Origin of the sequence: Pradoshia eiseniae, assembly GCF_002946355.1 — a bacterium.
Lineage (GTDB): Bacteria > Bacillota > Bacilli > Bacillales > Pradoshiaceae > Pradoshia > Pradoshia eiseniae.
On sequence record NZ_PKOZ01000001.1, the window covers coordinates 556,049 to 578,048 of the forward strand.

Annotated in this window: 25 protein-coding genes and 1 pseudogene; 17 read left to right on the forward strand and 9 right to left on the reverse strand. The window is 44.8% G+C overall.

Annotated features, from left to right (window positions below; all coding sequences use genetic code 11):
* Positions 1 to 203: 203 nt before the first annotated feature.
* From CYL18_RS02690 to CYL18_RS02715, 6 genes are all read left to right on the forward strand, one after another.
* Positions 204 to 1,151 carry an iron-hydroxamate ABC transporter substrate-binding protein gene (locus tag CYL18_RS02690; RefSeq protein ID WP_104847910.1) on the forward strand — a complete coding sequence of 316 codons (948 nt, stop codon included), beginning with the start codon at positions 204 to 206 and terminating at the stop codon, positions 1,149 to 1,151.
* Positions 1,151 to 2,182, forward strand: a complete 1,032-nt coding sequence (locus CYL18_RS02695) for a FecCD family ABC transporter permease (RefSeq protein WP_104847911.1) — start codon at positions 1,151 to 1,153, stop codon at positions 2,180 to 2,182. Before CYL18_RS02690 ends, CYL18_RS02695 begins: the two co-directional genes overlap by 1 nt.
* Positions 2,175 to 3,191: a FecCD family ABC transporter permease gene (locus CYL18_RS02700; RefSeq protein WP_104847912.1), complete on the forward strand. Its 1,017-nt coding sequence runs from the start codon at positions 2,175 to 2,177 to the stop codon at positions 3,189 to 3,191. The genes CYL18_RS02695 and CYL18_RS02700 overlap by 8 nt, the downstream gene beginning before the upstream one ends.
* A gap of 13 nt (positions 3,192 to 3,204) precedes the next feature.
* Entirely contained in the window at positions 3,205 to 4,026 is an 822-nt protein-coding gene (locus CYL18_RS02705) for an ABC transporter ATP-binding protein (protein ID WP_104847913.1), read from the forward strand.
* 17 nt (positions 4,027 to 4,043) lie between these two features.
* Positions 4,044 to 4,802, forward strand: a complete 759-nt coding sequence (locus CYL18_RS02710) for an alpha/beta hydrolase (protein ID WP_104847914.1) — start codon at positions 4,044 to 4,046, stop codon at positions 4,800 to 4,802.
* A 102-nt stretch (positions 4,803 to 4,904) separates the two neighbouring features.
* On the forward strand, positions 4,905 to 6,101 hold the full coding sequence (locus CYL18_RS02715; RefSeq protein ID WP_104847915.1) for an MFS transporter: 1,197 nt from the start codon (positions 4,905 to 4,907) through the stop codon (positions 6,099 to 6,101).
* On the opposite strand, the gene CYL18_RS02720 is transcribed toward CYL18_RS02715, so the two are convergent.
* Positions 6,094 to 6,417, reverse strand: coding sequence for a GNAT family N-acetyltransferase (locus tag CYL18_RS02720; RefSeq protein WP_161497064.1), 324 nt, complete (start codon positions 6,415 to 6,417; stop codon positions 6,094 to 6,096). The genes CYL18_RS02715 and CYL18_RS02720 overlap by 8 nt on opposite strands.
* A 454-nt stretch (positions 6,418 to 6,871) precedes the next feature.
* Between CYL18_RS02720 and CYL18_RS02725 the strand changes: the two genes are divergently transcribed.
* From CYL18_RS02725 to CYL18_RS02740, 4 genes and pseudogenes are all read left to right on the forward strand, one after another.
* Positions 6,872 to 7,072 carry a cold-shock protein gene (locus CYL18_RS02725; RefSeq protein WP_049670461.1) on the forward strand — a complete coding sequence of 67 codons (201 nt, stop codon included), beginning with the start codon at positions 6,872 to 6,874 and terminating at the stop codon, positions 7,070 to 7,072.
* An 80-nt stretch (positions 7,073 to 7,152) separates the two neighbouring features.
* A pseudogene (locus tag CYL18_RS02730) lies at positions 7,153 to 7,650 on the forward strand (GNAT family N-acetyltransferase).
* A 312-nt stretch (positions 7,651 to 7,962) separates the two neighbouring features.
* The gene (locus tag CYL18_RS02735; RefSeq protein ID WP_104847917.1) at positions 7,963 to 8,346 is read left to right on the forward strand and encodes a hypothetical protein; all 384 of its coding nucleotides are present in this window, start codon (positions 7,963 to 7,965) and stop codon (positions 8,344 to 8,346) included.
* The gene (locus tag CYL18_RS02740) at positions 8,336 to 8,872 is read left to right on the forward strand and encodes an aminodeoxychorismate lyase (protein WP_104847918.1); all 537 of its coding nucleotides are present in this window, start codon (positions 8,336 to 8,338) and stop codon (positions 8,870 to 8,872) included. Before CYL18_RS02735 ends, CYL18_RS02740 begins: the two co-directional genes overlap by 11 nt.
* Before the next feature lie 47 nt (positions 8,873 to 8,919).
* On the opposite strand, the gene CYL18_RS02745 is transcribed toward CYL18_RS02740, so the two are convergent.
* The 4 genes from CYL18_RS02745 to CYL18_RS02760 are packed head-to-tail and all read right to left on the reverse strand — an operon-like array spanning position 8,920 to position 12,000.
* Positions 8,920 to 9,258: an antibiotic biosynthesis monooxygenase gene (locus CYL18_RS02745; RefSeq protein ID WP_104847919.1), complete on the reverse strand. Its 339-nt coding sequence runs from the start codon at positions 9,256 to 9,258 to the stop codon at positions 8,920 to 8,922.
* Positions 9,255 to 10,046 carry an ABC transporter ATP-binding protein gene (locus CYL18_RS02750; protein ID WP_104847920.1) on the reverse strand — a complete coding sequence of 264 codons (792 nt, stop codon included), beginning with the start codon at positions 10,044 to 10,046 and terminating at the stop codon, positions 9,255 to 9,257. Before CYL18_RS02750 ends, CYL18_RS02745 begins: the two co-directional genes overlap by 4 nt.
* Entirely contained in the window at positions 10,043 to 11,041 is a 999-nt protein-coding gene (locus CYL18_RS02755; protein WP_104848339.1) for a FecCD family ABC transporter permease, read from the reverse strand. The genes CYL18_RS02750 and CYL18_RS02755 overlap by 4 nt, the downstream gene beginning before the upstream one ends.
* Positions 11,042 to 11,043: 2 nt before the next feature.
* Entirely contained in the window at positions 11,044 to 12,000 is a 957-nt protein-coding gene (locus CYL18_RS02760) for an ABC transporter substrate-binding protein (protein WP_104847921.1), read from the reverse strand.
* Positions 12,001 to 12,292: 292 nt separating this feature from the next.
* Here CYL18_RS02760 and CYL18_RS02765 point away from each other — a divergent pair, with 292 nt between their 5' ends.
* Together CYL18_RS02765 and CYL18_RS02770 are read left to right on the forward strand one after the other, a co-directional pair.
* Positions 12,293 to 12,634 (forward strand): HIT family protein, encoded by a 342-nt coding sequence (locus CYL18_RS02765; protein ID WP_104847922.1) that lies wholly within the window; start codon positions 12,293 to 12,295, stop codon positions 12,632 to 12,634.
* A 419-nt stretch (positions 12,635 to 13,053) separates the two neighbouring features.
* Complete coding sequence (locus tag CYL18_RS02770) at positions 13,054 to 14,982, forward strand: fructose-1,6-bisphosphatase (protein ID WP_104847923.1); 1,929 nt, start codon at positions 13,054 to 13,056, stop codon at positions 14,980 to 14,982.
* A gap of 139 nt (positions 14,983 to 15,121) precedes the next feature.
* Here CYL18_RS02770 and CYL18_RS02775 read toward each other — a convergent pair whose 3' ends face one another.
* Positions 15,122 to 15,556 (reverse strand): DUF2871 domain-containing protein, encoded by a 435-nt coding sequence (locus CYL18_RS02775; RefSeq protein ID WP_201741226.1) that lies wholly within the window; start codon positions 15,554 to 15,556, stop codon positions 15,122 to 15,124.
* 96 nt (positions 15,557 to 15,652) lie between these two features.
* Complete coding sequence (locus CYL18_RS02780; RefSeq protein WP_104847925.1) at positions 15,653 to 16,594, reverse strand: alpha/beta hydrolase; 942 nt, start codon at positions 16,592 to 16,594, stop codon at positions 15,653 to 15,655.
* 213 nt (positions 16,595 to 16,807) lie between these two features.
* Here CYL18_RS02780 and CYL18_RS02785 point away from each other — a divergent pair, with 213 nt between their 5' ends.
* The gene (locus CYL18_RS02785; protein WP_201741227.1) at positions 16,808 to 17,185 is read left to right on the forward strand and encodes a hypothetical protein; all 378 of its coding nucleotides are present in this window, start codon (positions 16,808 to 16,810) and stop codon (positions 17,183 to 17,185) included.
* 42 nt (positions 17,186 to 17,227) lie between these two features.
* On the opposite strand, the gene CYL18_RS02790 is transcribed toward CYL18_RS02785, so the two are convergent.
* Positions 17,228 to 17,725, reverse strand: a complete 498-nt coding sequence (locus tag CYL18_RS02790) for an NUDIX hydrolase (RefSeq protein WP_330847559.1) — start codon at positions 17,723 to 17,725, stop codon at positions 17,228 to 17,230.
* 146 nt (positions 17,726 to 17,871) lie between these two features.
* On the opposite strand from CYL18_RS02790, the gene CYL18_RS02795 reads away from it, so the two are divergent.
* From CYL18_RS02795 to CYL18_RS02810, 4 genes are all read left to right on the forward strand, one after another.
* The gene (locus tag CYL18_RS02795; RefSeq protein ID WP_104847926.1) at positions 17,872 to 19,131 is read left to right on the forward strand and encodes a Y-family DNA polymerase; all 1,260 of its coding nucleotides are present in this window, start codon (positions 17,872 to 17,874) and stop codon (positions 19,129 to 19,131) included.
* An 18-nt stretch (positions 19,132 to 19,149) separates the two neighbouring features.
* A complete protein-coding gene (locus CYL18_RS02800; RefSeq protein WP_104847927.1) occupies positions 19,150 to 19,497 on the forward strand; it encodes a YolD-like family protein in 348 nt (115 codons plus the stop codon).
* 250 nt (positions 19,498 to 19,747) lie between these two features.
* Positions 19,748 to 19,963: a hypothetical protein gene (locus CYL18_RS02805; protein ID WP_104847928.1), complete on the forward strand. Its 216-nt coding sequence runs from the start codon at positions 19,748 to 19,750 to the stop codon at positions 19,961 to 19,963.
* A 96-nt stretch (positions 19,964 to 20,059) separates the two neighbouring features.
* The gene (locus tag CYL18_RS02810; protein ID WP_161497065.1) at positions 20,060 to 20,389 is read left to right on the forward strand and encodes an iron-sulfur cluster biosynthesis family protein; all 330 of its coding nucleotides are present in this window, start codon (positions 20,060 to 20,062) and stop codon (positions 20,387 to 20,389) included.
* Positions 20,390 to 20,480: 91 nt separating this feature from the next.
* Here CYL18_RS02810 and CYL18_RS02815 read toward each other — a convergent pair whose 3' ends face one another.
* Complete coding sequence (locus CYL18_RS02815; RefSeq protein ID WP_104847930.1) at positions 20,481 to 21,980, reverse strand: glycoside hydrolase family 10 protein; 1,500 nt, start codon at positions 21,978 to 21,980, stop codon at positions 20,481 to 20,483.
* Positions 21,981 to 22,000: the final 20 nt, after the last annotated feature.

A 22,000-nucleotide genomic window follows, 5' to 3' on the forward strand; every position in this document is an offset into this window, starting at 1 on the left:
AACTATTATCTCATCGCTATGTGAGAGACTGTTATTTCTTAATACTTGCTAACTAGTAAGAATAAATTGAATCTTTATACCTAATTTTCCAAAAAGACTGATTTTTTCTTGAAAAGATTGCAGGAAGTGGTAATGTATATAAATGATAATGATTATCAATATCACTATCAATACATATTATTTTGACAAAGGAGTTAGGGCATATGAAGAAATTTTGGAAGGTTGGGTTTACTGCTGCATTAGCACTCTTCTTAGCTGCATGTGGAGAGGACGAGGCTACAAGCGGCAAGTCGAAACAGGTTGAAGCGGAGCCAAAGGAGCATACCGTTACATATATGGACAAGGAGTATAAGGTGCCGGCTGAACCGACGATCGTGGCTGCGAGCCTTGAATCTATGGAAGACTTGGCTCTGTTAGGCGTGAAGCCGGCTGGAGCCCTTGCTGTGGGTGATGAGCTTCCTTCCTATTTAGCTGAGGACCTAGAAGGGGCTGAACTTATCGGTGATAAGAGACAGCCGAATTATGAGGCCATTCTTGGTTTGAATCCGGATATCATTCTTGGTACATCTAAATTTCAGGAAGATGTAAAAACACAGCTTGAGAAAATCGCGCCAATGATGCCGATCTCCCATGTGTCAACCGACTGGGAAGCAAACTTAACAGCGGTTGCTGAGCTGACCGGTAAAGAGGATGAAGCAAAGAAGATTCTTGAGGATTACAAGGCAGATGCCGCAAAAGTGAAGGATGCTGTCTCTGAATCAATGAAGGACAAAGAAGTGGTTGTCATACGCCTTCGTGCCGGCAATCTAATGATCTATGGAACTGACTTATACTTAAACCCGGTATTATACACTGATCTTGGCTTTGCGGTTCCGGATGAAGTGGCTGCTGCAAAAGCACAGGAAGCAATCTCGCTTGAAAAATTAGCGGAAATGAATCCGGACTATATCTTCCTTCAGTTTGAAGAAAGCGAAAATGCGGATAAACCGGAAGCCTTAGACGAGCTTCAAAAGAATGCGATTTGGAATGGGCTTGATGCCGTAAAAACTGATCAAGTTTTCGTCAATAGCGTTGAACCGCTCGCCCAAGGCGGAACAGCCTGGAGCAAGACAAAATTCCTTGAAGCCGTTCAGCAAAACTTGAGCAAGTAATGATTACGGGTAAGGAAAAGAGTGCACAATGGAAGCCTGCCCAGCCTATAGCCATCCTCATTGTCGCTCCCTTCATTATGGTGGCGGTGGTCATCTTGTCTGTCCTTTATGGGGCAAAGGATATGAGCTTCTCGATTGTGCTTGATGCGATTCTGCATTACGACCGGGAAAATGTCGACCATGCCATTATCGTGACCTCTAGGCTGCCAAGAGTATTGGCGGCCTTATTGGTTGGAGCGTTCTTGGCTATTTCGGGAGCTGTCATGCAAGGGATGACCCGTAATTATCTTGCTTCGCCCTCTATCATGGGGGTTACCGATGGTTCTGCCTTCTTTATCACGATTGCGATGATCCTTTTGCCTGGAGCCTCCAATCTGACGATGATTATGCTGTCGATGGCAGGTTCTGCCTTTGGCGCTTTGATTGTCTTTGGTTTCGGTTCCCTGCTCCGGGGCGGCTTGTCCCCGGTGCGTCTCGCCATTATTGGGACGGTGATTGGAACATTCCTGAGTAGCCTGTCAGCATTGATGGCGACCTATTTCCAAATCTCACAGGACATTAGCTTCTGGTATAATGCCAAGCTTCATCAGGCAGATATGGACATGCTGCTTTTGGCCTTGCCGCTAGGACTCGTCGGGTTCATTCTCGCCTTGCTTCTGTCAGGTTCATTGACGATTCTCTCCCTTGGCGATGAGACGGCTGTTAGCTTGGGGCAGCGTACAACGGTCGTGAAGGCATTGGCGATGATTGCGGTCATCGCGATGACTGGGACGGCTGTTGCGCTTGTCGGAAAGATTGGCTTTGTAGGACTAATCATTCCCCATATCACACGCTTTTTGGTTGGGGTTGATTATCGCTGGCTCATTCCTTGTTCGGGCGTAATCGGGGCCATTTTTCTGGCCTGCTGTGATTTGGCCAGCCGCTTCATCAATTATCCATTTGAAACGCCGATTGGTGTCGTCACAGCCATAATTGGTGTTCCGTTCTTCCTCTACTTAATTCGGACGAAGGGAGGAGGAAAGCATGCGTAAGAAGAAGCGTCTGTTTGGTACGCTGTCTGTCTTTGCCCTTTTAATTGTGGTGACAATCTATATCAGCTTAACGAATGGGGCATTTGATATGACTGTCGGTGAGGTGGTTGGGACATTGCTCGGTACCAATGATGACCCGAGGTTCGAACTGATTATCTTTGATTTTCGGCTCCCGAGGATTGTGATTGCCGCGCTCGTTGGCATGGGTCTCGGGGTGGCAGGGACGGTCATTCAGGGGATTACCCGCAATGGGCTTGCTGATTCTGGCATCCTTGGCATTAATGCTGGAGCAGGAGCGGCCATTGTCATCTTTATGTTCTTCTTTCAAGGGCAGATAAGTGATCTTGGCACAATGGGCATTATGTTGCAGCCTATATTCGGCCTTGTCGGAGGGTTAATCGCTGCCTTGACGATTTATTTCTTCTCTTTTAAAGGGGGAAGGCTTGATACAGAGCGCCTTTTGCTGACGGGCATCGCAATTGGATCCGGGTTTGGGGCACTGTCCTTATATTTGTCCTTGAAGATGAAGTCGGCTGATTTTGAAATGGCGACGGTATGGATTTCTGGGAGCATTTATAATGCGAATTGGATTTATATTTTGTCGATGCTGCCTTGGCTCCTTATCTTGGTGCCAGTGGTTTTCCAGAAGGCGCATCTGCTTGATTTGTTCCAGCTCGAGGAAGCAACCGTAACGAGCATCGGTGTCAAGGTCGAGCGTGAAAAGTCTATTCTGCTGCTGGCAAGCATCGGGATCATCAGCAGCTGTGTATCCGTATCCGGAAGCATATCGTTCATCGGGCTTATGGCACCGCATATCGCAAGAAGCCTGGTCGGAACAAGGCACCGGTCTATCATTCCAGTGAGCGGCGCCGTTGGGATGCTCTTGGTGCTCATCGCTGACTTTATCGCGAAAACGGCTTTCGCGCCCAATGAAATTCCGGTGGGAATTGTCGTCTCCATAATTGGTGTGCCCTATTTTCTGTATTTACTCGTGAAAAGGAAGCAATAGGAGGGAAGCGTATATGGCAACTATATTATCGGTCGAACAATTAGAGGCCCGTTATGAGGAACGAACGGTCTTCCGTGACCTGTGCCTTTCTATTAATGAAGGAAGCATAACAACCATTATCGGTCCAAATGGCTGCGGAAAATCCACTCTGCTGAAAGCAATGGGGCGAATCCTGAGACCAAAGTCCGGCAAGGTATTCCTGCTTGGGAAGAACCTGAGTCAGATGGCGACAAAGGATATTGCAAAGAAGCTTGCCTTATTGTCACAAAACCCGACCGCGCCTTCCGAGCTAAAGGTGGAGGAGCTCATATCCTATGGAAGATACCCGCATCAAAAGAGGGGGCATAGGCTCACCTCAGCTGACTGGAAAGTGATTGAATGGGCGATGGAGGTCACGAAAACAACAGCCTTCCGTTCGCGGGAATTGGATCAATTATCGGGCGGGCAAAGGCAGAAGGTTTGGCTTGCCATGGCCCTCGCCCAAGAGACCGATTTGCTCCTATTGGATGAACCGACCACCTATTTGGATATGGCCCATCAGCTTGATGTTCTTAAAAACGTCCGGAGATTAAATCAGAAGCATGCCTGCACAGTCGTCATGGTGCTTCATGACATCAATCACGCTGCCCGTTTCTCCGATCAGCTCGTTGCGATGAAGGAAGGTCAAATTAAGGCAATTGGCAAGCCGGAGGAAATTATGACTTCTCATGTGCTGCGGGATGTCTTTGATATTGATGCGCGCATCATCAAGGATCCCTATGATGGTGTCCCTGTCTGCTTGGGATATGACAGTGTGACGGATGAAACAATCTATAAGGAAATCTTATCGAACTAGAAAGGCAGGGGAAGGGAATGCGACATACAGAGCAGCATGGCATAGATGATTATGAGCTATTTCTATACAAGCCAGACACAACGCCGCCTCCAGAGGGCTTTCCGGTTATTTATGTGCTTGATGGAAATGCGTATTTCCGTACGGTAGCCGATATCGTTTCCCTTCAGGCGAGACGGTATGAAAAGACAGGAGTAGGACCAGCAATTGTGTGTGCGGTTGGCTATCCTGGAGATCTTCCGTTCCATCCAAGACGTTTTTGGGATTATACACCTAAGAAGGATTCGCTGAATATGCCAACGAGACCAAATGGACTGCCATGGCCAGAATCAGGCGGTGCGGAGGATTTTCTTCGTACGTTGGAGGAGGTTATTAAGCCATTTGTGGAAGCTCGCTACCCGGTAAATCGACTGGAGCAAACACTTTTTGGCCATTCACTTGGAGGCCTTTTTACGGTCTATGCGCTTTTTGCGAAGCCGGGTGCCTATCAAAATTATATGGCAATCAGCCCGTCACTTTGGTGGAACCGCCGCTTGATGCAAGGGCTTGAGCAGGACTTCTTAAGCCAATCTATGATTGATGCTCAGCGTCTTTTTGTGGCTGTCGGATCTGAGGAGAAGGAGCGTATAAGGCAGGATGCAGAGGACCTGTATGCAAGGCTGCAGGATTCCGGCAAGATTCGGGCGGCATTTATCGAAGCTCCTGGTGAAAATCATATCTCGGTTGTGCCGACTGTGCTAAGCAGGGCGCTGCGCTATATTAATAGAGAAAATGGATAAGGCTCTCTTAAATGGAGGGTCTTATTTCATTTTTGGAAAAGGGAATTTCAACCCTTAGGGGGAATAGTATTTAGGTAGAGTGAGAAAAAAGGAGGGAGTTCAGTGATCTGGAGGAAGTATCACTGGCTGCTCAGCGGGCTTGGTGTTTCCTATTTAGGGAACTGGGTGTATCTTGTCGCCTTGAATGTATATGTCCTGAATTTGACCCATTCACCCGGCGCGGTGGCTGGTATTTATATAGTGGGGCCCACGGCAAAGATATTGACGAGTTTCATTGCCGGGTCGCTCATCGACCGGATGGATAAACAAAAGTTGATGGTATGGGCGGACCTGCTTAGAGGATTCTTAATACTGCTTATTCCCTTTATGGATTCCATTACTTCCATTTATGTCATATTCTTTATTGCCAATGTAGCCGGAAGCTTCTTTGGTCCAAGCAGTACATACTACATAACGAAACACATCCCAAACGAGGAGCGACAGCGGTTTAATGCCATCTTAGGGACATTCAATTCTGGGTCCTTTTTACTCGGGCCAGCATTGGCGGGGCTCATCATCCTTTTCTATAGTACTGATGCTGCCATCTGGCTGAACAGCCTGACGTTTTTTATTTGTGCGCTCATTATTTCTCGTTTGCCTAAGGTGGAGGATGAAGAGAGGCTGAAGGGGAACCCGATTACGGTTGCGGCTATAGGGAAGGATTTTATCGAGGTATGGAGATTTCTCGGAGGCAATCGTTCGTTTGCCGTTTTCTATGTGGGCTTTCAAATGACCTTAATGATTGCATTTGCCCTAGATTCTCAAGAGGTGACCTTCATTAAACAGAACCTCGGAGCATCAGATAGCTTATACGGAATTATTGTCGCGCTGACAGGCGGAGGAGCCATTGCCGGCGGCATTGCAGCCGCATTCTTGACGGCGAAACTGTCTGTAAAAGCGTATATTGGATTCGGCCTTTTCTTCACGATGTTTTTCTATACCGTTTTTTATGCAACTAACGTCCTGTGGCTTGGCATAGCAAGCTTTATCCTGCTTGGATTTGTTATGTCCTTTTGTAACACAGGATACGAAACGTATTATCAACAGAACGTTCCGGCGCATTTAATGGGCCGGTTCGGCAGTGCGGCTACAATTGTTTTCGGCAGCATCCAAATCTTATTTACCTTTTTGCTTGGATTGTTTGCGGAAATCTTCAGCCTTCAAGCGACAGCCGTCATTATGGCTGTCTTCAGTGTTGTGCTGGCTGGTGGTGTGTGGATCCAGTTATATTCTATGAAGGCTGTGCGTAAGGCTACTTGAGTGTATATTGGCAAGCAAATCGCTCTACTCCTGGGTATTTTTCACCTAAAGAGGTAATGTGGAAGCCGAATTTGCGGTAGAAGCTGACAGCTTCTTTGTCTGTTTCGGCGATGACTGTCTTGATTGAGGGATCATTTAAAATAAATTGAATCATAGAACTGCCGACGCCGCAGCCGCGTTTCTCTTGGGTAACAGCGATATGCCGGATGATGAAAGTATCACTATTTTGTTCCCCGCCTATGCAGCCGATTAACTGGCTATCTTTTTGGCAGCCAAATAGCTTTCTGTTCGGAATTTGTCTATAGTCTTTATACACTGAGTCGATATTGCTTGAGGCTGCGAGGGGGGAATAGAAGGTTTATTTCTTTTATCAAAATTCATCATCTCCGAAATGTTTTTATTTTATCAGTTTATAATCCTGTTTCTCATCGGGCTAGTTATTGTATGAACGGGTATTTATCGGAAAGACGTGATAGATAAGGGGTAGTGCCATGCAAACGGAATACTTCAGAGTGTTCAAGGAAATCCTTTAGTGACGCGGAAAAAATAAATGTATGTGCCTTTCGATTTCATTCTAGAGGTTTTTCATTCTTAAGAAAAGAAAAAGAAAGAAAACGCTTCTAAAATGTTTGCGTTTTTTTCACTAACCTGTTATTATAAGGAAGAATTATTTTTGTTTGTTACGGTTGAAAGTTGAACAATATTTCGTCTTTACGATCGATAAGCAAGGATAGTAATACAATGTGCTATCGCACTAGGAGGCAACAAACATGGAACAAGGTAAAGTTAAATGGTTTAACGCAGAAAAAGGTTTTGGATTTATCGAACGTGAAGGTGGAGACGATGTATTCGTTCACTTCTCAGCGATCCAAGGTGAAGGATTCAAAACTCTTGACGAAGGTCAAGAAGTAACTTTCGAAGTAGAACAAGGTCAACGCGGACCTCAAGCTACTAACGTTCAAAAAAACTAATATAAGTTTAACTTATCGAAACAGACCCGAGTAATTGGGTCTGTTTTTTTATTTTTCTCAGTACTTATGGGGGGAACACGATGGGCATTGTATTAGAGAAGTTTCATCAATCCGATTTTCATTATTATTTTGCACTCGTTTCTGATGAAAGGGTTATGGCCCAGATTACGGAACGCTCTATCCCTTTAGAGGAAGCGCAAGGAAATTTCAAAGCATTGCTTGAACGCAATCAGAAATATGCAGATAGCGGTTCTTATAAGATATTCGATGCTAGTACGCATGAATACCTTGGTCTTGGTCATATAACGCCTGATGAGAAAAAGGGTGGAGAGGATGAAATTGGCTATATGATAGGCCGGAGCATTGGGGGAAGGGGTATGGGACAGAAATCGCCGGAGCCTTGATCACGAAAGCTGTGGCCGCAGGGATAACTTCCTTGAAGGCAATCATAGACCCTCAAAACTTCCCCTCGAGAAAGATATTGCGAAGATATGGCTTTCAAATCTGAAAAAGTGTGTGAAATCGGCGGGCTTCTTGCGGAAATTTTATATAAAGTGATTGATGCGCAGGACACGTAAAAAAATGCCCTGCTGAATTTCAGCAGGGCGATGTAAAATGGTAAGTAAAATGTTTGCAGTTTTAGGTCTCTACGAGTATAGCATATATTTCAGCAGTATGCGACAAATTTTGTGCTATTCGACATACAAAAAGCTGGTATTCCTGCCGTATTCTATAAATAAGGAACTATTTAAATTGGAAGGGATGAAGGGTTAGCTGGAAGTATAGGGAGAATGATGGGTTTTTCTGGGGATTAGAGAATATCATCGAAAAAACTCGACTTTGCATGTATAATGAATGAGAGATTTCTAAGGTAGGAGGAACATGGACAGATGCAAATGGCTTTAGTGATTTTATTTGCGGTTTCCGCAGTGTTATTTATTGCTTCTTTCATAAAAATGAAAAAACAGTCAAGAGACGATCAAAAACAAATCGATACATACTATGCGGTTATGTTAGATGAGACGAATCAATTGAAAGAGCAAATCCGGAAGCTAGAAATGGACGAGGAAATTACCGCTCAGGAAGCCGGTGTTATGGGCTTGAACTCTGAGGCGCGCAGCACAATGCGAAAGATGCTTGACCTTTATAAGAGGGGCTATTCCATTAAGAGTATCGCTGCTCAAACGAAGTTGGCTGAGCAGGAAGTAGAAGAGATCCTGGCTCCTTATGACTCCGGAAGGAACAGAGGGAGGAAGCTAGCAAATGACGCATAAAGTAATGAGCAGCTTTGCTTCAGGCATCTTGGTTGCTTCATCCATCCTTGGCGGAATTTATTTCTTCTCCTCAGAGGATGCCGATGCAAAAGAAACTTCTAAAAAGGAAGAGACCGTATCAGCTACGGTTACGGAAACAGAGGTATTATCTGAAGAGGATATGAAGAGCGAACTTGAGACTGCTGGTTATGTGGTCTTGACGAGTGATGAATATTCCAAAGAAATCGCAGCTGCTGAAGAGAAAGCAAAAGCAGCAGCAACAGAGGAAGCGAAAGCCGCAGCTGAAAAGGATGCCGAAAAGAATGCAGACAAGGTTGTCTATAAAACAATCATCAATGTCGCGAGCGGCATGACGAGCGGTGATGTAGCGCAGGTCCTCGTGGCTGGGAAAATCATTAAGGATGCATCCAGCTTCGTTAAGGCTGTTGAGAAAAAAGGTGTCGAGAGCAAGCTTCGTCTAGGCGTATTTGAAATCGACAGCACTATGTCCGTTGATAAAATCATTAGTACAATCTTCAAGAGTTAATATGATAAGAAAAACAGCGCTCGGTGAATATCGAGCGCTGTTTTTGATTATTGCTGGGAGATTGCTCCTTCTTTAACGGCCACCACATCAAAGATGCTGATTTTATTGCTGATGATTGGGGATTCTTTTGGCGCTTCCGTTGAGCCTTCAGCTGGGCGCGCATGAGATTTCTTGAAGGAATCGCTGTTTCTCCAAGTTTCAAAGCTTTCTTTGTCATCCCAGTACATATTGACGCTTAGCTCGTCCGTTTCTTCCATGCCTTGAGTCAAGAGAACCTCTACACGGATGAATCCTTTGAATGTTTCTAAGTTATTTTGGGTGAATCGGGCACCCATTTTCTCGCCAAAGCCTTTTTTCGTTTGGAATTTGTTTTGTACAACGATCATGGTATCAATCTCCTTTGTTTGAGTTGTGGAATAATGATTGGATAGTCGTTTTCAAAATAAACATGTGCATTAATATTATAAACCTTCTGTAAAAAATATGCAGTTAGAAGGTCCCTGGGCTTTCCGTGGTCTACGAGACATCCCCCCTTTAAAGCAATCATGTGATGGCTGTATGCCGCGGCCTGCTGAAGGTCGTGCAGAACCATGACGATGGTTATTCCATACTGTTCATTAATTTCCTGCAGCATTTCCATTAAGTCTAGCTGATGGGCTATGTCTAGATAAGTTGTTGGCTCATCGAGAAGCAGGATATCCGTCTTTTGCGCAAGGGACATCGCAATCCGCGCCTTTTGCTGTTCCCCACCGGAAAGCTCATGGAACATCCGGTTCTCATGCTTTTTCGTACTGGTAATCTTTAATGCCCAGTCAATGATAGCCTCATCCTCCGTTTTGCTGCCTTGATTCAAAAATGAATGATGGGGTGAACGTCCATAGGAGACGAGTTCCTTAACGCTCAAGTTTGGCAATCCTTCCTTTGATTGCGGAAGCATGGAAATGGTCTTGGCCAGTTCACGTCTTTTGTATGTATGAATCGGTTTGTCGTGAATAAGGACTTCCCCCTCATCCATTCCCATTAATTGTGCTGTGATTTTCAGGAAGGTGGACTTTCCTGAACCATTCGGCCCAATAATGGCCGTCATTTTGCCTGTTGGAATGGAAAGGCTGATGTCTTTTAGTTGGAAATAGCCGACTTTCTGGCACAGGTTACTCGCTCTAATGGCGTTCATCCTACCAAACTCCTTTTCTTCAATAAAATCATAAAGAACGGGGCACCGATAGCGGCCAGCAATATGCCGACCGGTAATTCAATCGGATCAAACCAAGATCTTGCAATCGTATCGGCGAACACGACGAGGGAAGCACCGCCTAAGGCAGAAAACGGCAATAGGTATCGATAGTCGCTCCCAATCAGAATGCGAATGATATGCGGCACAACCAAGCCGACAAAACCGACCAGCCCAGCTACGCTTACCGCCGCGCCGGCAAGGAACGAGGCAATTAAAATGATGATAAGACGGGTCAACTCTACCCTTTGGCCGAGCAGCTTCGCAGAATCATCACCAAGCAGGAGGAGGTTGACTGGCTTGATGGCAAAGAATGATAATGCAAGACCTGTAAGCGCATAAGGGTACATGAATTCAAGATGATACCAGCTCCGCCCGCTCAATCCTCCGGACAGCCAGGACAGGACGGATTGGACCCGATCACTGTAAATATTCATGATGCCACTTTGCACAGCACTCAAAAGGGCACTGATGGCGACACCCGCTAGGATGATTTTGAGCGGGGAGGCTCCCTTGTCCCAGGCAAGAAAATAAATGATGAGCGAGGTCAGGAAGGCACCGGCAAATGCTGCGAGCGGCAATAAATACGATAGAGCAGGAAAGATAAGCATAATCACGCAGGCTGCCAGACCGCCTCCTGCGGTAACGCCAATGATTCCTGGATCTGCGAGCGGATTTTTCATGACTCCCTGCAATAGTGCGCCAGATACAGCCAGGCATGCACCGACCAATAATCCGATGATGACTCGGGGCAGGCGCAGATCCTTAATGATGGTCTCCTGTATGTCTGTGCCTTGGTTGGTCAGCGCATTCCATACATCTACAAGGGAAAGGGGCACTGAACCATAAGTCAATCCGTAGATGGAAGCAAGCAGCAGGAAAACCGGCAAAACAATAAAGAGCATCTTCCTTCTGAATGTTCGCTGTTCAATCTTCATCATTATTCTTCGGCATTCAAGATGTTATCTAGATAAGAGATGGCTTCCGTTATTCTTGTGCCTGGGTTGGTTCCGAATAAATCAGCAGGGAGAATCTCGACCTTGTCATTCTTGACGGCAGCAACGTTATTCCAAGCTGGGTTTTCAGACATTTCTTTTAGAAAACCGGCTTTAACTTCCTTTGGGTTGCCGTGTGTCAGCAAAAATACGTATTCTGGATTTGCTTCCACAATGCGTTCTGTGTTGAGCTGTGCATATTGCGGATATTGCTCGAGCGCAGGGTAATCAGAGGCGATGTTTTCTCCCCCGGCAAGCTCAAGCAGGTTCCCGCTCAATGAATTAGGAAGAGCGGCCATATATGTACCTGGGGCTCCGTAAACAAGCAGGGCGCGTTTTTCATTTTCCGTGCTGCCAGCCGACATTTTCTTGATATCCGCATCTATCTCTTCAGTCAATTTCTCTGCTTCCTCCTGCTTTTGAAGCATATCTCCGTATAGGGTTATTTGTTTCTTGATTTCATCGACTGAGTTGGCTGAGGTTAAGAGAGCTTCAGCGCCAATCGATTCAAAATTCTCAACATCCTTTGTGTTCATTGGATTATTGCCAATAATAACATCTGGCTTAAGGCTGGCAATCTTCTCAAGATTGAACTGATGAGTGGAACCAATTTGTATAGCATCTTTATATGGAGCATCGTTTTCTTCGTGAGAAGAGGTCGGTCGCCCAGCAACCTCACCGCCTAGCGCATAAATGATATCCATATCCCCGCCGCTCAAGGATACGATTCTTTCAGGCACTTTCTCAATGGAAACTTCGCGTCCGGCGAAATCAGTCAGCGTTATGGATGAAGTTGAATCTCCCGTTTTTTCTGTTTTACTTTTACTGTTCGCATCCTCAGAGCTGCAGGCGCCAAGCAGAAAAGTGATTGCTAATGCAGGTGAAATGAAGCGTTGTCGCATATACGTAAGTCCTCCCTATTTCTGATTAATTGGTAATGATAATCATTATCACTTAGTATGATAATCGTTATCAATTAGACTGTCAATTCTTAATATGGAAAAAAGTGCAATATTTCTAATGAAAACCATTTGGGTGATAGCGGAAAAGAGAGGAAAAAAGCACTTTAAGATGTAATATCGGAGCGGATTATGTGACTTCAGAGCTTGACGGGAAAATTAATTCGTCTAGCAGGGAATAAGAGATTGTTGCCGTATTAGTATAATGAATCAATCTTGTTGGGAGTTGGAATGAATGGCTAATGAAGTAGAGGATTTTTATTGTGATGAGGTGTTAAGCGGAAATACAGCGGTCGATATAGTGTGGGAAACAGAAAATACCCTGGCTTTTTATCATACACGTCCGTTTTATGAGGTACATATCGTCGTTATTCCTAAAAAACATATACCTTCATTAATCGATGTGACACCGGAGGAAAAGGATCTGATGGTCGATCTATTTGCCGTGATTCAGAAAGTCTCCAAATCGGTAAATGAAAAATATGGCGCCTGTAAGGTATCGACCAATATAGGCGGCTATCAAAGTAATAAGCATATGCATTGGCATGTACATTACGGAGAGCGCATCACGGATTAGGTGGGTCAGGGCGCTGTTGCAATATAATTGATTAGGATAATATTGGCCTTGCGTGCAGATGGTATCGACATGTTCCTTGATATTTATAATCGTCAGTAAAGTAGCGGGGGTGAATTTCCCTGCTCTTTTATGTGTTCTTCAAGAATAACAACTTGGAATATCCGCTTGTTGAAAAAGCTCGTAATCAGACACTTTGATAAACTATTATGATATACATATTGCTATTGAAATATTGCCTAATAGAGATAGGTAGTTTAGATTATATAGTAGAGGATTAAAACTGCTATCACTAATCCAAGATTAGTGGAGAGCTTGAATGGATCCGTCACCTGAAGGGTGACGAGTGTTGCGCGGAAGAACAATTATACTAATTATTCATCAGATAACTTGAGATAAATATCGTAAAGGGGATACATAAGTTGAAAGCAAATTATTTAGACTTACTTGTTCAACAATATGATTGTGAAGAAAAAGTCGTAACAGAAATTATCAATTTGGAAGCGATCCTTAATCTGCCGAAGGGGACAGAGCATTTTGTCAGTGATTTGCATGGCGAATATCAAGCCTTTCAGCATGTATTGAGGAATGGTTCTGGAAATGTAAAAGAGAAAATTAGAGACCTCTTCCAAGATATTTTGTTAGAAAAAGAGATTAATGAATTTGCGGCACTGGTTTATTATCCGGAAGAAAAATTAACGCTAGTCAAAAATCAATTTGATAATGAGCAAGAATTAAATCAGTGGTATATCGTGACCATCGAGCGAATGATCAGGCTTATTTCCCATGCCTCATCGAAATATACACGGTCAAAGGTGCGAAAAGCATTGCCTAGCCAGTTCGTGTTTATTATTGAAGAGCTGCTTTATAAAACGAATCAAATGAACAAGGAGCCATACTACAAAGAGATTGTCGACCAAGTCATTTCCTTAGGCCAGGCTGATAAACTCTTGACGGGCCTTGCGTATACAACGCAGCGATTGGTCGTCGATCATCTCCATGTCGTTGGCGATATTTATGACCGCGGACCTGAACCAGATAAAATCATGGACACCCTGATTAATTATCATTCTCTTGATATTCAATGGGGTAACCATGATGTGCTGTGGATTGGTGCGTATTCAGGCTCACTCGTTTGTCTCGCAAACATCATTCGTATCTGCGCAAGATATGACAACCTGGATATCATTGAGGATGTATACGGAATCAACCTGAGGCCGCTGCTAACCCTTGCGGAAAAATATTATGAGGACAATCCGGCTTTTAGACCTAAGGTACATTCAGACAAGAAGCTATCAAATCATGAAAAGCTGCAAATAACGAAAATCCACCAAGCCATTGCGATGATCCAGTTCAAACTTGAAATGCCGATTATCAAAAGACGACCGTATTTCAATATGTCAGAAAGACTTTTGCTGGAGAAAATTGATTATGACAAAAAAGAAATCACGCTTTACGGGAAGACGTATCCTCTTGAAAACACCTGCTTTGCTACGGTAAACTCTGAGCAGCCTGGTCAATTGTTAGAGGAAGAAAAGCAGGTAATGGAACGGCTATTATTCTCTGTGCAGCATTCTGAAAAGCTGGCAAGACATATGAATTTCCTGATGAAGAAGGGGAGCCTTTACTTAAAATATAATGGCAACCTATTAATGCATGGATGCATTCCGTTGGATGAAGATGGCAAGATGGAGAAAATGTCTATCGAAAATAACACGTATTCAGGCCGTGAATTACTGGATGTGTTTGAACAATATTTACGTCATTCTTTCGCTCATCCTGAAGAGACGGATGACCTTGCGACAGATATGGTCTGGTATCTATGGACAGGGGAATATTCCTCCCTCTTTGGAAAAAGAGAAATGACAACCTTTGAGAGGTACTTTATCAAGGACAAGGCAACCCATAAAGAGAGAAAGAACCCATACTATCATTTACGGGAAAATGAGGAGGTCTGCCGCAAAATCCTTGAGGAATTTGATTTAAACCCTGACGCGGGCCATATCATCAATGGACACACACCGGTGAAAGAAATTGATGGGGAAAATCCAATCAAGGCGAATGGAAAAATGATTGTCATTGACGGAGGCTTCTCCAAAGCTTATCAATCCACAACCGGCATCGCGGGGTATACATTACTCTATAATTCCTATGGCATGCAGTTAGTTGCCCATAAGCATTTTAATTCAAAGGAAGATGTTCTGCTTAATGGGACAGATGTGCTTTCCATAAAGAGATTGGTCGATAAGGAATTAAAGCGGAAAAAGGTTCGGGAAACCAATATTGGAGAGAAAATCATCCAGGAAATTGAAATCTTAAATAGCTTGCGCGAATATCGTTATATGAAATGACAACAATAAGGCAGTTCAGCCAGGATTTCTGGCTGAGCTTTTTTTGTTTAGGCGCCATATAAAAAAAGCAGAAATACTGATGATATACAGCATTTCTGCTTTGCAGGGATCCCTCATTCGGGACGATTTTGAGCCTTAGTCAAGCAGAAGGCTTTAGGAGCCGGTTCCTCAAGATCAGGACGAAAAGAACGAGGCCGATGGACATGACGATATGCCCCATGCCGGATATGCCTGAGATGGAGGCGTCAAGTCCTGATGACAGTTCGAGGCTGCCTTTCAGCTCAAGGACAGAAAGGACACCTCTTACTGTCATAGCTGTTGCTGAGACACCTAGACCAATATGATAGGCGATAAAGAAGAATTGGAACATGTCATCCTGAGTGATCTGGCATGTTTTCTCGAATAATAAAGCTATCAAGAACACGATGAATCCTAATGAAAAGAGGTGGCCATGCACTTTTCCGAGCGTTGTCGTTTCATAAATCCCGTTCAGTTTTGTGAACTCTCTGAAGAAGACGCCGCTGATTAGTGCCAGGGCCATATAGGTGACGGCGGAATAATAGAGCTTTTTCATTATGTATCCCCTTTCTATATTTTTATATTATTTTAACATAATGTTTTATGAGGGTGATAGCATTAGAAAAGGCCGCCCTCATAGGACGGCCTGCTGTTATTTCATGTATGAAGCCAAGAATTCTGCCACTTTTTTCTCATAGGTTTCCGGGTCTGCATTATAGGCATTTCCGTGTTCGGCACCCGGTACGATGTAGAGCTCTTTTTCCCCGTTTGCCGCTTCATACAACTCATGGACCATTTCCAACGGCACAAAGGTATCCTTTTCCCCATGAATGAAGAAAATCGGCAGGGAGGTCTTCTTCACTTGCTCAACTGCCGAAGCCTCCTCAAATGAGTAGCCGGCACGTAATTTTGTTAGAAGGCTAGTGCTCTGGATAAGCGGGAAACTCGGCAGGCTGTACATTTCTCCAAGCTGGTAGCTGAGGATATCGAGTGCCGATGTGTAGCCGCAGTCTGCGACAACAGCCTTCACCTGCTTCGGCAATTCCTCGCCGCTTGTCATCATAACGGTCGCACCTCCCATGGAAACACCATGCAGGGCAATCTTGCTGTTCTTGCCGTTTCGGTCGAGCACATAATCAATCCATTGGATATAATCCTTGCGTTCATGCCAGCCGAATCCAATATAATCCCCTTCACTCTTCCCATGTCCGCGTGCATCAGGCATCAAGACATTATAGCCGAGTGCTTCATAATAATATTTCGCGTAAGCGTACATCCCGATGGCATGCCCGGCATAGCCATGTGCGATGATAACCGTCTTATTTGTTTTTTCCTCTGCCGGCAAATAATAGCCTGTTAATGCCAGACCGTCATTGGAGGTGATTGCAATCTCTTCAAAGTTAACGGTACCAGCCCATTTTTTTGCTTCTGTCTGCAAGGTCTGAGGGGTTGAAACGGCGAGATTCGGGTCTGAATTCAGGAAATCCTTGTCCGCACGCTTCACCGCCACATTATAGAAGTAAAAGCTCGCTCCGATAATCCCTGCGATGATCAGGGCGAGAATGATGGAGATAATGATGATGGTTTTCTTCATGTTTTCTCTTTTTCTCCTCCTGCTACTAGATTATTAATCTCTTAAGAAGTCTATACTCTCGTTCAATTATATTTAAATAATAGCTGATTTCGCAAAGGTTTCTTTGTTTCGTGTTGATAGGAGAGGGGGAAGAAGGATTTATTTGTGATGAATAAGAACTGTGGATAATAAGAATATTTACTAAAGTAAATTTTTTTAAAGGGAGGCCATTAAATGATAATTGCGCTTATTGGAAGCATGGCTTTTATATTCGTTGCTATCCTATATGCTTTGCTTGTTTTAGGCTTTCCCTATGGAGAATTCGCAATGGGCGGTAAATATATCATAATGCCTAAAAGAATGAGAATTCTTTGCGGCTTTTCTGTATGTGTCCAGCTATTTGCCATCATCATATTGTTGCAGACGGCTAGTATTATACCCTCTTTATTCACGATTAGCCTCACAAAAGGCATTTGTTTTTTCTTTGCGGCTTACCTGACATTCAATATGATTATGAACCTGCTTTCTAATAGCAGAAAGGAAAAATGGGTGATGGCTCCGTTGGCTTTACTTACAGCCATTTGTTTTTGGATAACGGCCATTGCTGCTTAAGGGCAGACAAAAAGCAGCTTCATAAAAAGAAGAGGAACAAGGCTATCCTCGTTCCTCTATAAAACGCTTGATGACGGGAAAATCTGGGCCGTTTATCTGTTCCGGCAAAGCATTAAGCGGAAAGAAGCGAAGGGCGGAAACTTCTTCAGGCTGCGCTTTCAATTCTCCCTCATATGCCCGGCAAACAAAGGCGGCGATCACGTTGTATACTTCATCACCATGCGGATAAATATAGTGAAATTCCATACCTGAGAACACTCCAAAGAATTCCAAGGCATTTGCCGATAGGCCGGTTTCCTCAAGCAATTCCCTGATTGCGGTGTCTTCTAACGATTCCATCACCTCAAGCGCCCCTCCTGGCAATCCCCAGTGGCCGTTATCCTTGCGCAATTGCAGCAATAGGTTTTCCTTGGGATTCACCACTAAAACGGATGCCCCTACCATTAAGAGCGGCCTGCTCCCGACTATTTTGCGCAACTCCATTATGTATCCCATATAATCCCCGCTTTCCAATGGCGCTTCACTTATCTTTTTCTCCACTATAATCCATTTTTGCCCCTGCTAGAAGCTTTTTGAAACTGATTGTAAATAAATTACCATTGAATACGAACGTATATTCGCTTAAGATTATGGGTATAATGCAATGCGAACATATATTCTGTTTTTATTGGAAAGAGGTTCATGGGATGATGGATTACAGCAATTTGCCAAATGATTATGTGATGTGTGTAGATATGAAAAGTTTCTTTGCTAGCTGTTCTGCGGTGATGATGGGACTAGACCCGCTTGAATGCTATTTGGCGGTGGTGGCCAACACAGACCGGAGCGGTTCGGTCGTGCTTGCTTCATCTCCTAAGATGAAGAAGGAATTCGGCATTAAGACGGGGTCAAGGCTGTTTGAAATTCCACACGATTCGCGGATTCAGCTTGTTAATCCTAGTATGTCCACTTATTTACGAATCTCGACGGAAATCAGCCGGCTATTCAATCGGTATGTGCCGAAGAACGCCATCCATACATATAGTGTGGATGAAAGCTTCCTAAAGGTGAACGGAACAGGGAGGCTTTGGGGAGATGTATGGGAGGTCGCGGAGAAGATCAAGGATGAGATTGACCGGGAGTTCCAGCTGCCATGCGCGATTGGAATCGGCCCAAATATGCTGATGGCGAAGCTTTGCCTCGATCTTGAGGCGAAAAAGAAGGGCATCGCGGCTTGGGGCTATGAGGATGTCGAGACAAAGCTGTGGCCGCTTTCTCCCTTGAGCGAGATGTGGGGTATTGGCAAACCACTGGAGCGGAAGTTGAATGCGATGGGCATCTTCTCTGTCGGGCAGCTTGCCCGCTATGACCTCGCCGCTCTCGAGAAGAAATTCGGCATCATGGGCAATCAGCTTTATCACCATGCATGGGGAATTGATTTATCCGAGATTGGAGCGCCTATCATGGAAGGTCAGGTCAGCTTCGGCAAGGGGCAGGTTTTATTGCGTGATTATAAGGAGCGGGAAGAAATCAAGCATGTGATTTTGGAAATGTGCGAAGAGGTGGCGAGAAGGACCCGTCAAGGAGGAATGGCCGGGCGGACTGTCAGCCTTGGCGTTTACTACAGCAAGGATGAATTCGGCGGAGGCTTTCACCGTTCCGTTACACGGGAGATGCCGACCAATATCACGATGGATATTTATGAAATGTGTCTCTTCTTATTCGACAAATTTTATACGGGGAGGACGGTTCGGAAGCTTTCCATCACGCTTTCGAATGTTACGCCTGAGAGGGAAATGCAAATCAGTCTCTTCGACCAGGATGGCTGGCGCAAGCGGGAGCTTGGCTTTGTCATGGACCGCATGCGCCGTAAATATGGATCTGACGCGATTTTGCGGGCCGTGTCCTATACGTCGGCCGGCACGGCTAAGCAGAGAAGCACATTGGTCGGAGGGCATCAAGCCTAAGTTTGGAGGAGAGATTAAATGATTCGGGACCGAGGAAAGATTAAATGGACATCATTGATGCTGCCGGAGCATGTCTCCTTGCTGAGAGAGTGGGCCCGGGAGGACAGCTACGAAACACGAAATGAACTGGATGAACAAAGAATAGAGGAAATCAGTCATACCATTGCTGAAGCGATGGAATACGGGGCAATGGTGCGTATCACCTATTACAAAGCGAATGCCCACCGCTACGAATCCGTGGAGGGGTGCATCCATTTCTGCAACGACCAAGCGAGAAAGCTGCATATAGCCGGCAAAAATGGCGAAACCCGATTTGTTCCGTATGCTGAGCTGACGGATGTCCAATTCATTAATGAAACAAGGTAAGCATAACGAAAGCGGTGCATATAATCAAAGAATAGGAAGGTAGGTCATGTGCTGGAAATAGGGAACGGAAGGAGGAATTTCACAGAAAAAATCCTATAATTAGACAAAATCCCCGATAATAGTATACTATAATGGTAGAAAGACCATCCCACTTAGTATAGATGGTCATTTAACGGCAAAAAGAACGCTGTTATCTGTGATTCTCGAAGGCTAGTCAAGGGAATAACAATACAAAGGGGTATAGGATAACATGGAAAAAGAAAAATACAGTACAATCTATGAAGCGCCATACGGAATGGTCATCGGTGAGCTCAAAAAAGAAATGACCAAAGAAGATGCAGTAGCGCTGGGACAGAAGTATTGTGAAGAACACGGCTTTAAATACAAAGGAACCTATAGCGGGGGCGAAGCTGTCGCAGTCTTACAAAACCTGATCGAAAAACATAGAACGACCAATTTGCATTGATAATAAAACGCTTTCATTTGAGAGCAGGCGGTATTCATAAAAGAATACCGTTTTTTTATGGGTAAAATAAGCAGGAAAGTAAAAGGAGGAAGTGAAATGGAAATTATCTGGACAGAACGAGCGCTAGATAAGTTAAGTGATCAGCTGCAAGGAAGAGGAGGGCACTTCCATTTGAAATATGAAACCGAAGGGTGCGGCTGTGTCATGAGCGGCGTCTGGAACCTATTTGTGCTAGATGAGGTGCCGGAGGGGATGAAAAAGTGGGAGACGAATGCTTACCCGGTTTACATTAACGAAAATCATGAAGTCTTTCTCGATGAGAAAATCCTCATTGATTATACGGATGGGGCAGGGACATTTCAGCTGAAAAGCCCCAATCAATACTTAAATCCGATGATGTCTTGCAAGATTGTATCCGCTGGATGAAAAACAGGCGGAATAACCAAATAAGATTATCTCTAAAAGCGAAAACTGACCTAAAAGCCCGCCTGCGGAGCTCATTAGGTCAGTTTCTTTTTTATTTTCCAATCACCGTCATATTCTTGACCTTTCCTGCTTTTATGATGACGGGATAGGCAGGGGATTTGTGCTCGCCGGACAGTTTGACGACATAGACTCCAGGCTTTAAGCCGCTAAGGCCAAACCAGCCGTTTCCGTCAGTTTTGATGGTTTTCTTGAATCCTTTTGCTCCTCTGATTTCCAAGGTGGAATCAGTGATGTCTTGTTTTTTGAAGGTCAGTGCTTGTCCCATTAAATAGCCGCTTTTCGGCTTCGTTTTCCACTTCATTTCAGGGACGTCTGCTTTGCCAGGGAAGACGGCAGCCTCATTTTCGGTCCCGTTCACAAGCGCATCTAAAAAGGTGCTGCGGGGCTGATTGTCCATATCGGTGACAGCATAGCTGTAATAGCTGACGCCGGCAAGCTTGCGGCCTTCATCATCAGGAGCAAGTGCCCTTCTTGTTTGAGCAAGCGTCGAATCAATGGAGTTGAGGTAAGCGGCCGGCCCGGCCACAATCTGGCGGTTGAATTGATTGGCTTTTTGGAAGGCAATCCATTCATCATACCATTGTCTTTGGCTCTCCACATGCTCTCTGTCATAGTTCATTGGAATGGCCAGATCAATGATTTCATCCCGCAGCCAGCTTTGCCAATCCTGGAATACTTCGGTCATCGTGCGCGTGTTATTGTATTCCTCCTGTGTTTTCGGACCGGCTCCCCAAGCGATTGTGGCACAGGATACCTTCACCTGCGGGTTGAGAGCGATGGCTTTCAGGTAGACTTTCCTGACCATGGAGTTGATTTGCTCTCGTCTCCACTCTGCCCAGTTTGGATCGTTCGGCTCTGGGATGCTGTCTGTTTGGAAGGCTTCCTGATAGCGGGCAATGCTTGTCGGATTATATCCCCAATCTGTTCCCATATATCTGGCCAAATCAAGGTGAATGCCATCAACATCATAGTTCTTCACAACATTCACGTACTGATCAACCGTATAATCGAGGGCATCTGGGTGGCCGGGATCAAGCACATAATCTGCCCCTGAGCGCATCGCGCCATTTGCATTCGTCATGAGCCAAAAATCCTCGCCTTCAGCAGAGGGGCCATTTGTATTGAACACATGATCAGGGCTAGTTGGCGGCGTGAGGGAGTTCCAAATTGGCAGGGTGGCTAACCAGGCATGAACCTCAATTCCTTTTGAGTGGGCTTTGTCTATTAGATCCTCTAAAACATCAAAGTCTTCCTGCAAGGATGGGTCCTGTGTGCGCGGCTCCAATGCTTTATTGAAATAGGAATCACCCCTTCTGCGGACTTGCACAATCACGGCATTCGCATTGGCTGCTTCCACATCCTCAATCAGCTGATCTACCTGGTCCTCTGTTTTAAATCCATCATGAAAGGCGTCAACCCAAAAAGCCCTGAATTCATCTTGCCCAGTTCCAGCGGCGTCTGGCTGGTTTGGAAATAGACCGGATACCATAAACAGACAGGTTAAGGAAATCATCAACAAGCGTTTTTTCATATTCTCACCTCATTAATAGA

What these genes read in the sequence shown, in the direction of transcription:
- CYL18_RS02710 (WP_104847914.1), top strand. Translation starts at nt 4,044, where the DNA reads ATGCGACATACAGAGCAGCATGGCATAGATGATTATGAGCTATTTCTA.
- CYL18_RS02695 (WP_104847911.1), top strand. Translation starts at nt 1,151, where the DNA reads ATGATTACGGGTAAGGAAAAGAGTGCACAATGGAAGCCTGCCCAGCCT.
- CYL18_RS02750 (WP_104847920.1), bottom strand. Translation starts at nt 10,046, where the DNA reads ATGAACGCCATTAGAGCGAGTAACCTGTGCCAGAAAGTCGGCTATTTC.
- CYL18_RS02795 (WP_104847926.1), top strand. Translation starts at nt 17,872, where the DNA reads ATGATGGATTACAGCAATTTGCCAAATGATTATGTGATGTGTGTAGAT.
- CYL18_RS02775 (WP_201741226.1), bottom strand. Translation starts at nt 15,556, where the DNA reads ATGAAAAAGCTCTATTATTCCGCCGTCACCTATATGGCCCTGGCACTA.
- CYL18_RS02780 (WP_104847925.1), bottom strand. Translation starts at nt 16,594, where the DNA reads ATGAAGAAAACCATCATCATTATCTCCATCATTCTCGCCCTGATCATC.
- CYL18_RS02765 (WP_104847922.1), top strand. Translation starts at nt 12,293, where the DNA reads ATGGCTAATGAAGTAGAGGATTTTTATTGTGATGAGGTGTTAAGCGGA.
- CYL18_RS02740 (WP_104847918.1), top strand. Translation starts at nt 8,336, where the DNA reads ATGACGCATAAAGTAATGAGCAGCTTTGCTTCAGGCATCTTGGTTGCT.
- CYL18_RS02745 (WP_104847919.1), bottom strand. Translation starts at nt 9,258, where the DNA reads ATGATCGTTGTACAAAACAAATTCCAAACGAAAAAAGGCTTTGGCGAG.
- CYL18_RS02760 (WP_104847921.1), bottom strand. Translation starts at nt 12,000, where the DNA reads ATGCGACAACGCTTCATTTCACCTGCATTAGCAATCACTTTTCTGCTT.
- CYL18_RS02810 (WP_161497065.1), top strand. Translation starts at nt 20,060, where the DNA reads ATGGAAATTATCTGGACAGAACGAGCGCTAGATAAGTTAAGTGATCAG.
- CYL18_RS02805 (WP_104847928.1), top strand. Translation starts at nt 19,748, where the DNA reads ATGGAAAAAGAAAAATACAGTACAATCTATGAAGCGCCATACGGAATG.
- CYL18_RS02735 (WP_104847917.1), top strand. Translation starts at nt 7,963, where the DNA reads ATGCAAATGGCTTTAGTGATTTTATTTGCGGTTTCCGCAGTGTTATTT.
- CYL18_RS02755 (WP_104848339.1), bottom strand. Translation starts at nt 11,041, where the DNA reads ATGAAGATTGAACAGCGAACATTCAGAAGGAAGATGCTCTTTATTGTT.
- CYL18_RS02700 (WP_104847912.1), top strand. Translation starts at nt 2,175, where the DNA reads ATGCGTAAGAAGAAGCGTCTGTTTGGTACGCTGTCTGTCTTTGCCCTT.
- CYL18_RS02785 (WP_201741227.1), top strand. Translation starts at nt 16,808, where the DNA reads ATGATAATTGCGCTTATTGGAAGCATGGCTTTTATATTCGTTGCTATC.
- CYL18_RS02705 (WP_104847913.1), top strand. Translation starts at nt 3,205, where the DNA reads ATGGCAACTATATTATCGGTCGAACAATTAGAGGCCCGTTATGAGGAA.
- CYL18_RS02800 (WP_104847927.1), top strand. Translation starts at nt 19,150, where the DNA reads ATGATTCGGGACCGAGGAAAGATTAAATGGACATCATTGATGCTGCCG.
- CYL18_RS02815 (WP_104847930.1), bottom strand. Translation starts at nt 21,980, where the DNA reads ATGAAAAAACGCTTGTTGATGATTTCCTTAACCTGTCTGTTTATGGTA.
- CYL18_RS02690 (WP_104847910.1), top strand. Translation starts at nt 204, where the DNA reads ATGAAGAAATTTTGGAAGGTTGGGTTTACTGCTGCATTAGCACTCTTC.
- CYL18_RS02725 (WP_049670461.1), top strand. Translation starts at nt 6,872, where the DNA reads ATGGAACAAGGTAAAGTTAAATGGTTTAACGCAGAAAAAGGTTTTGGA.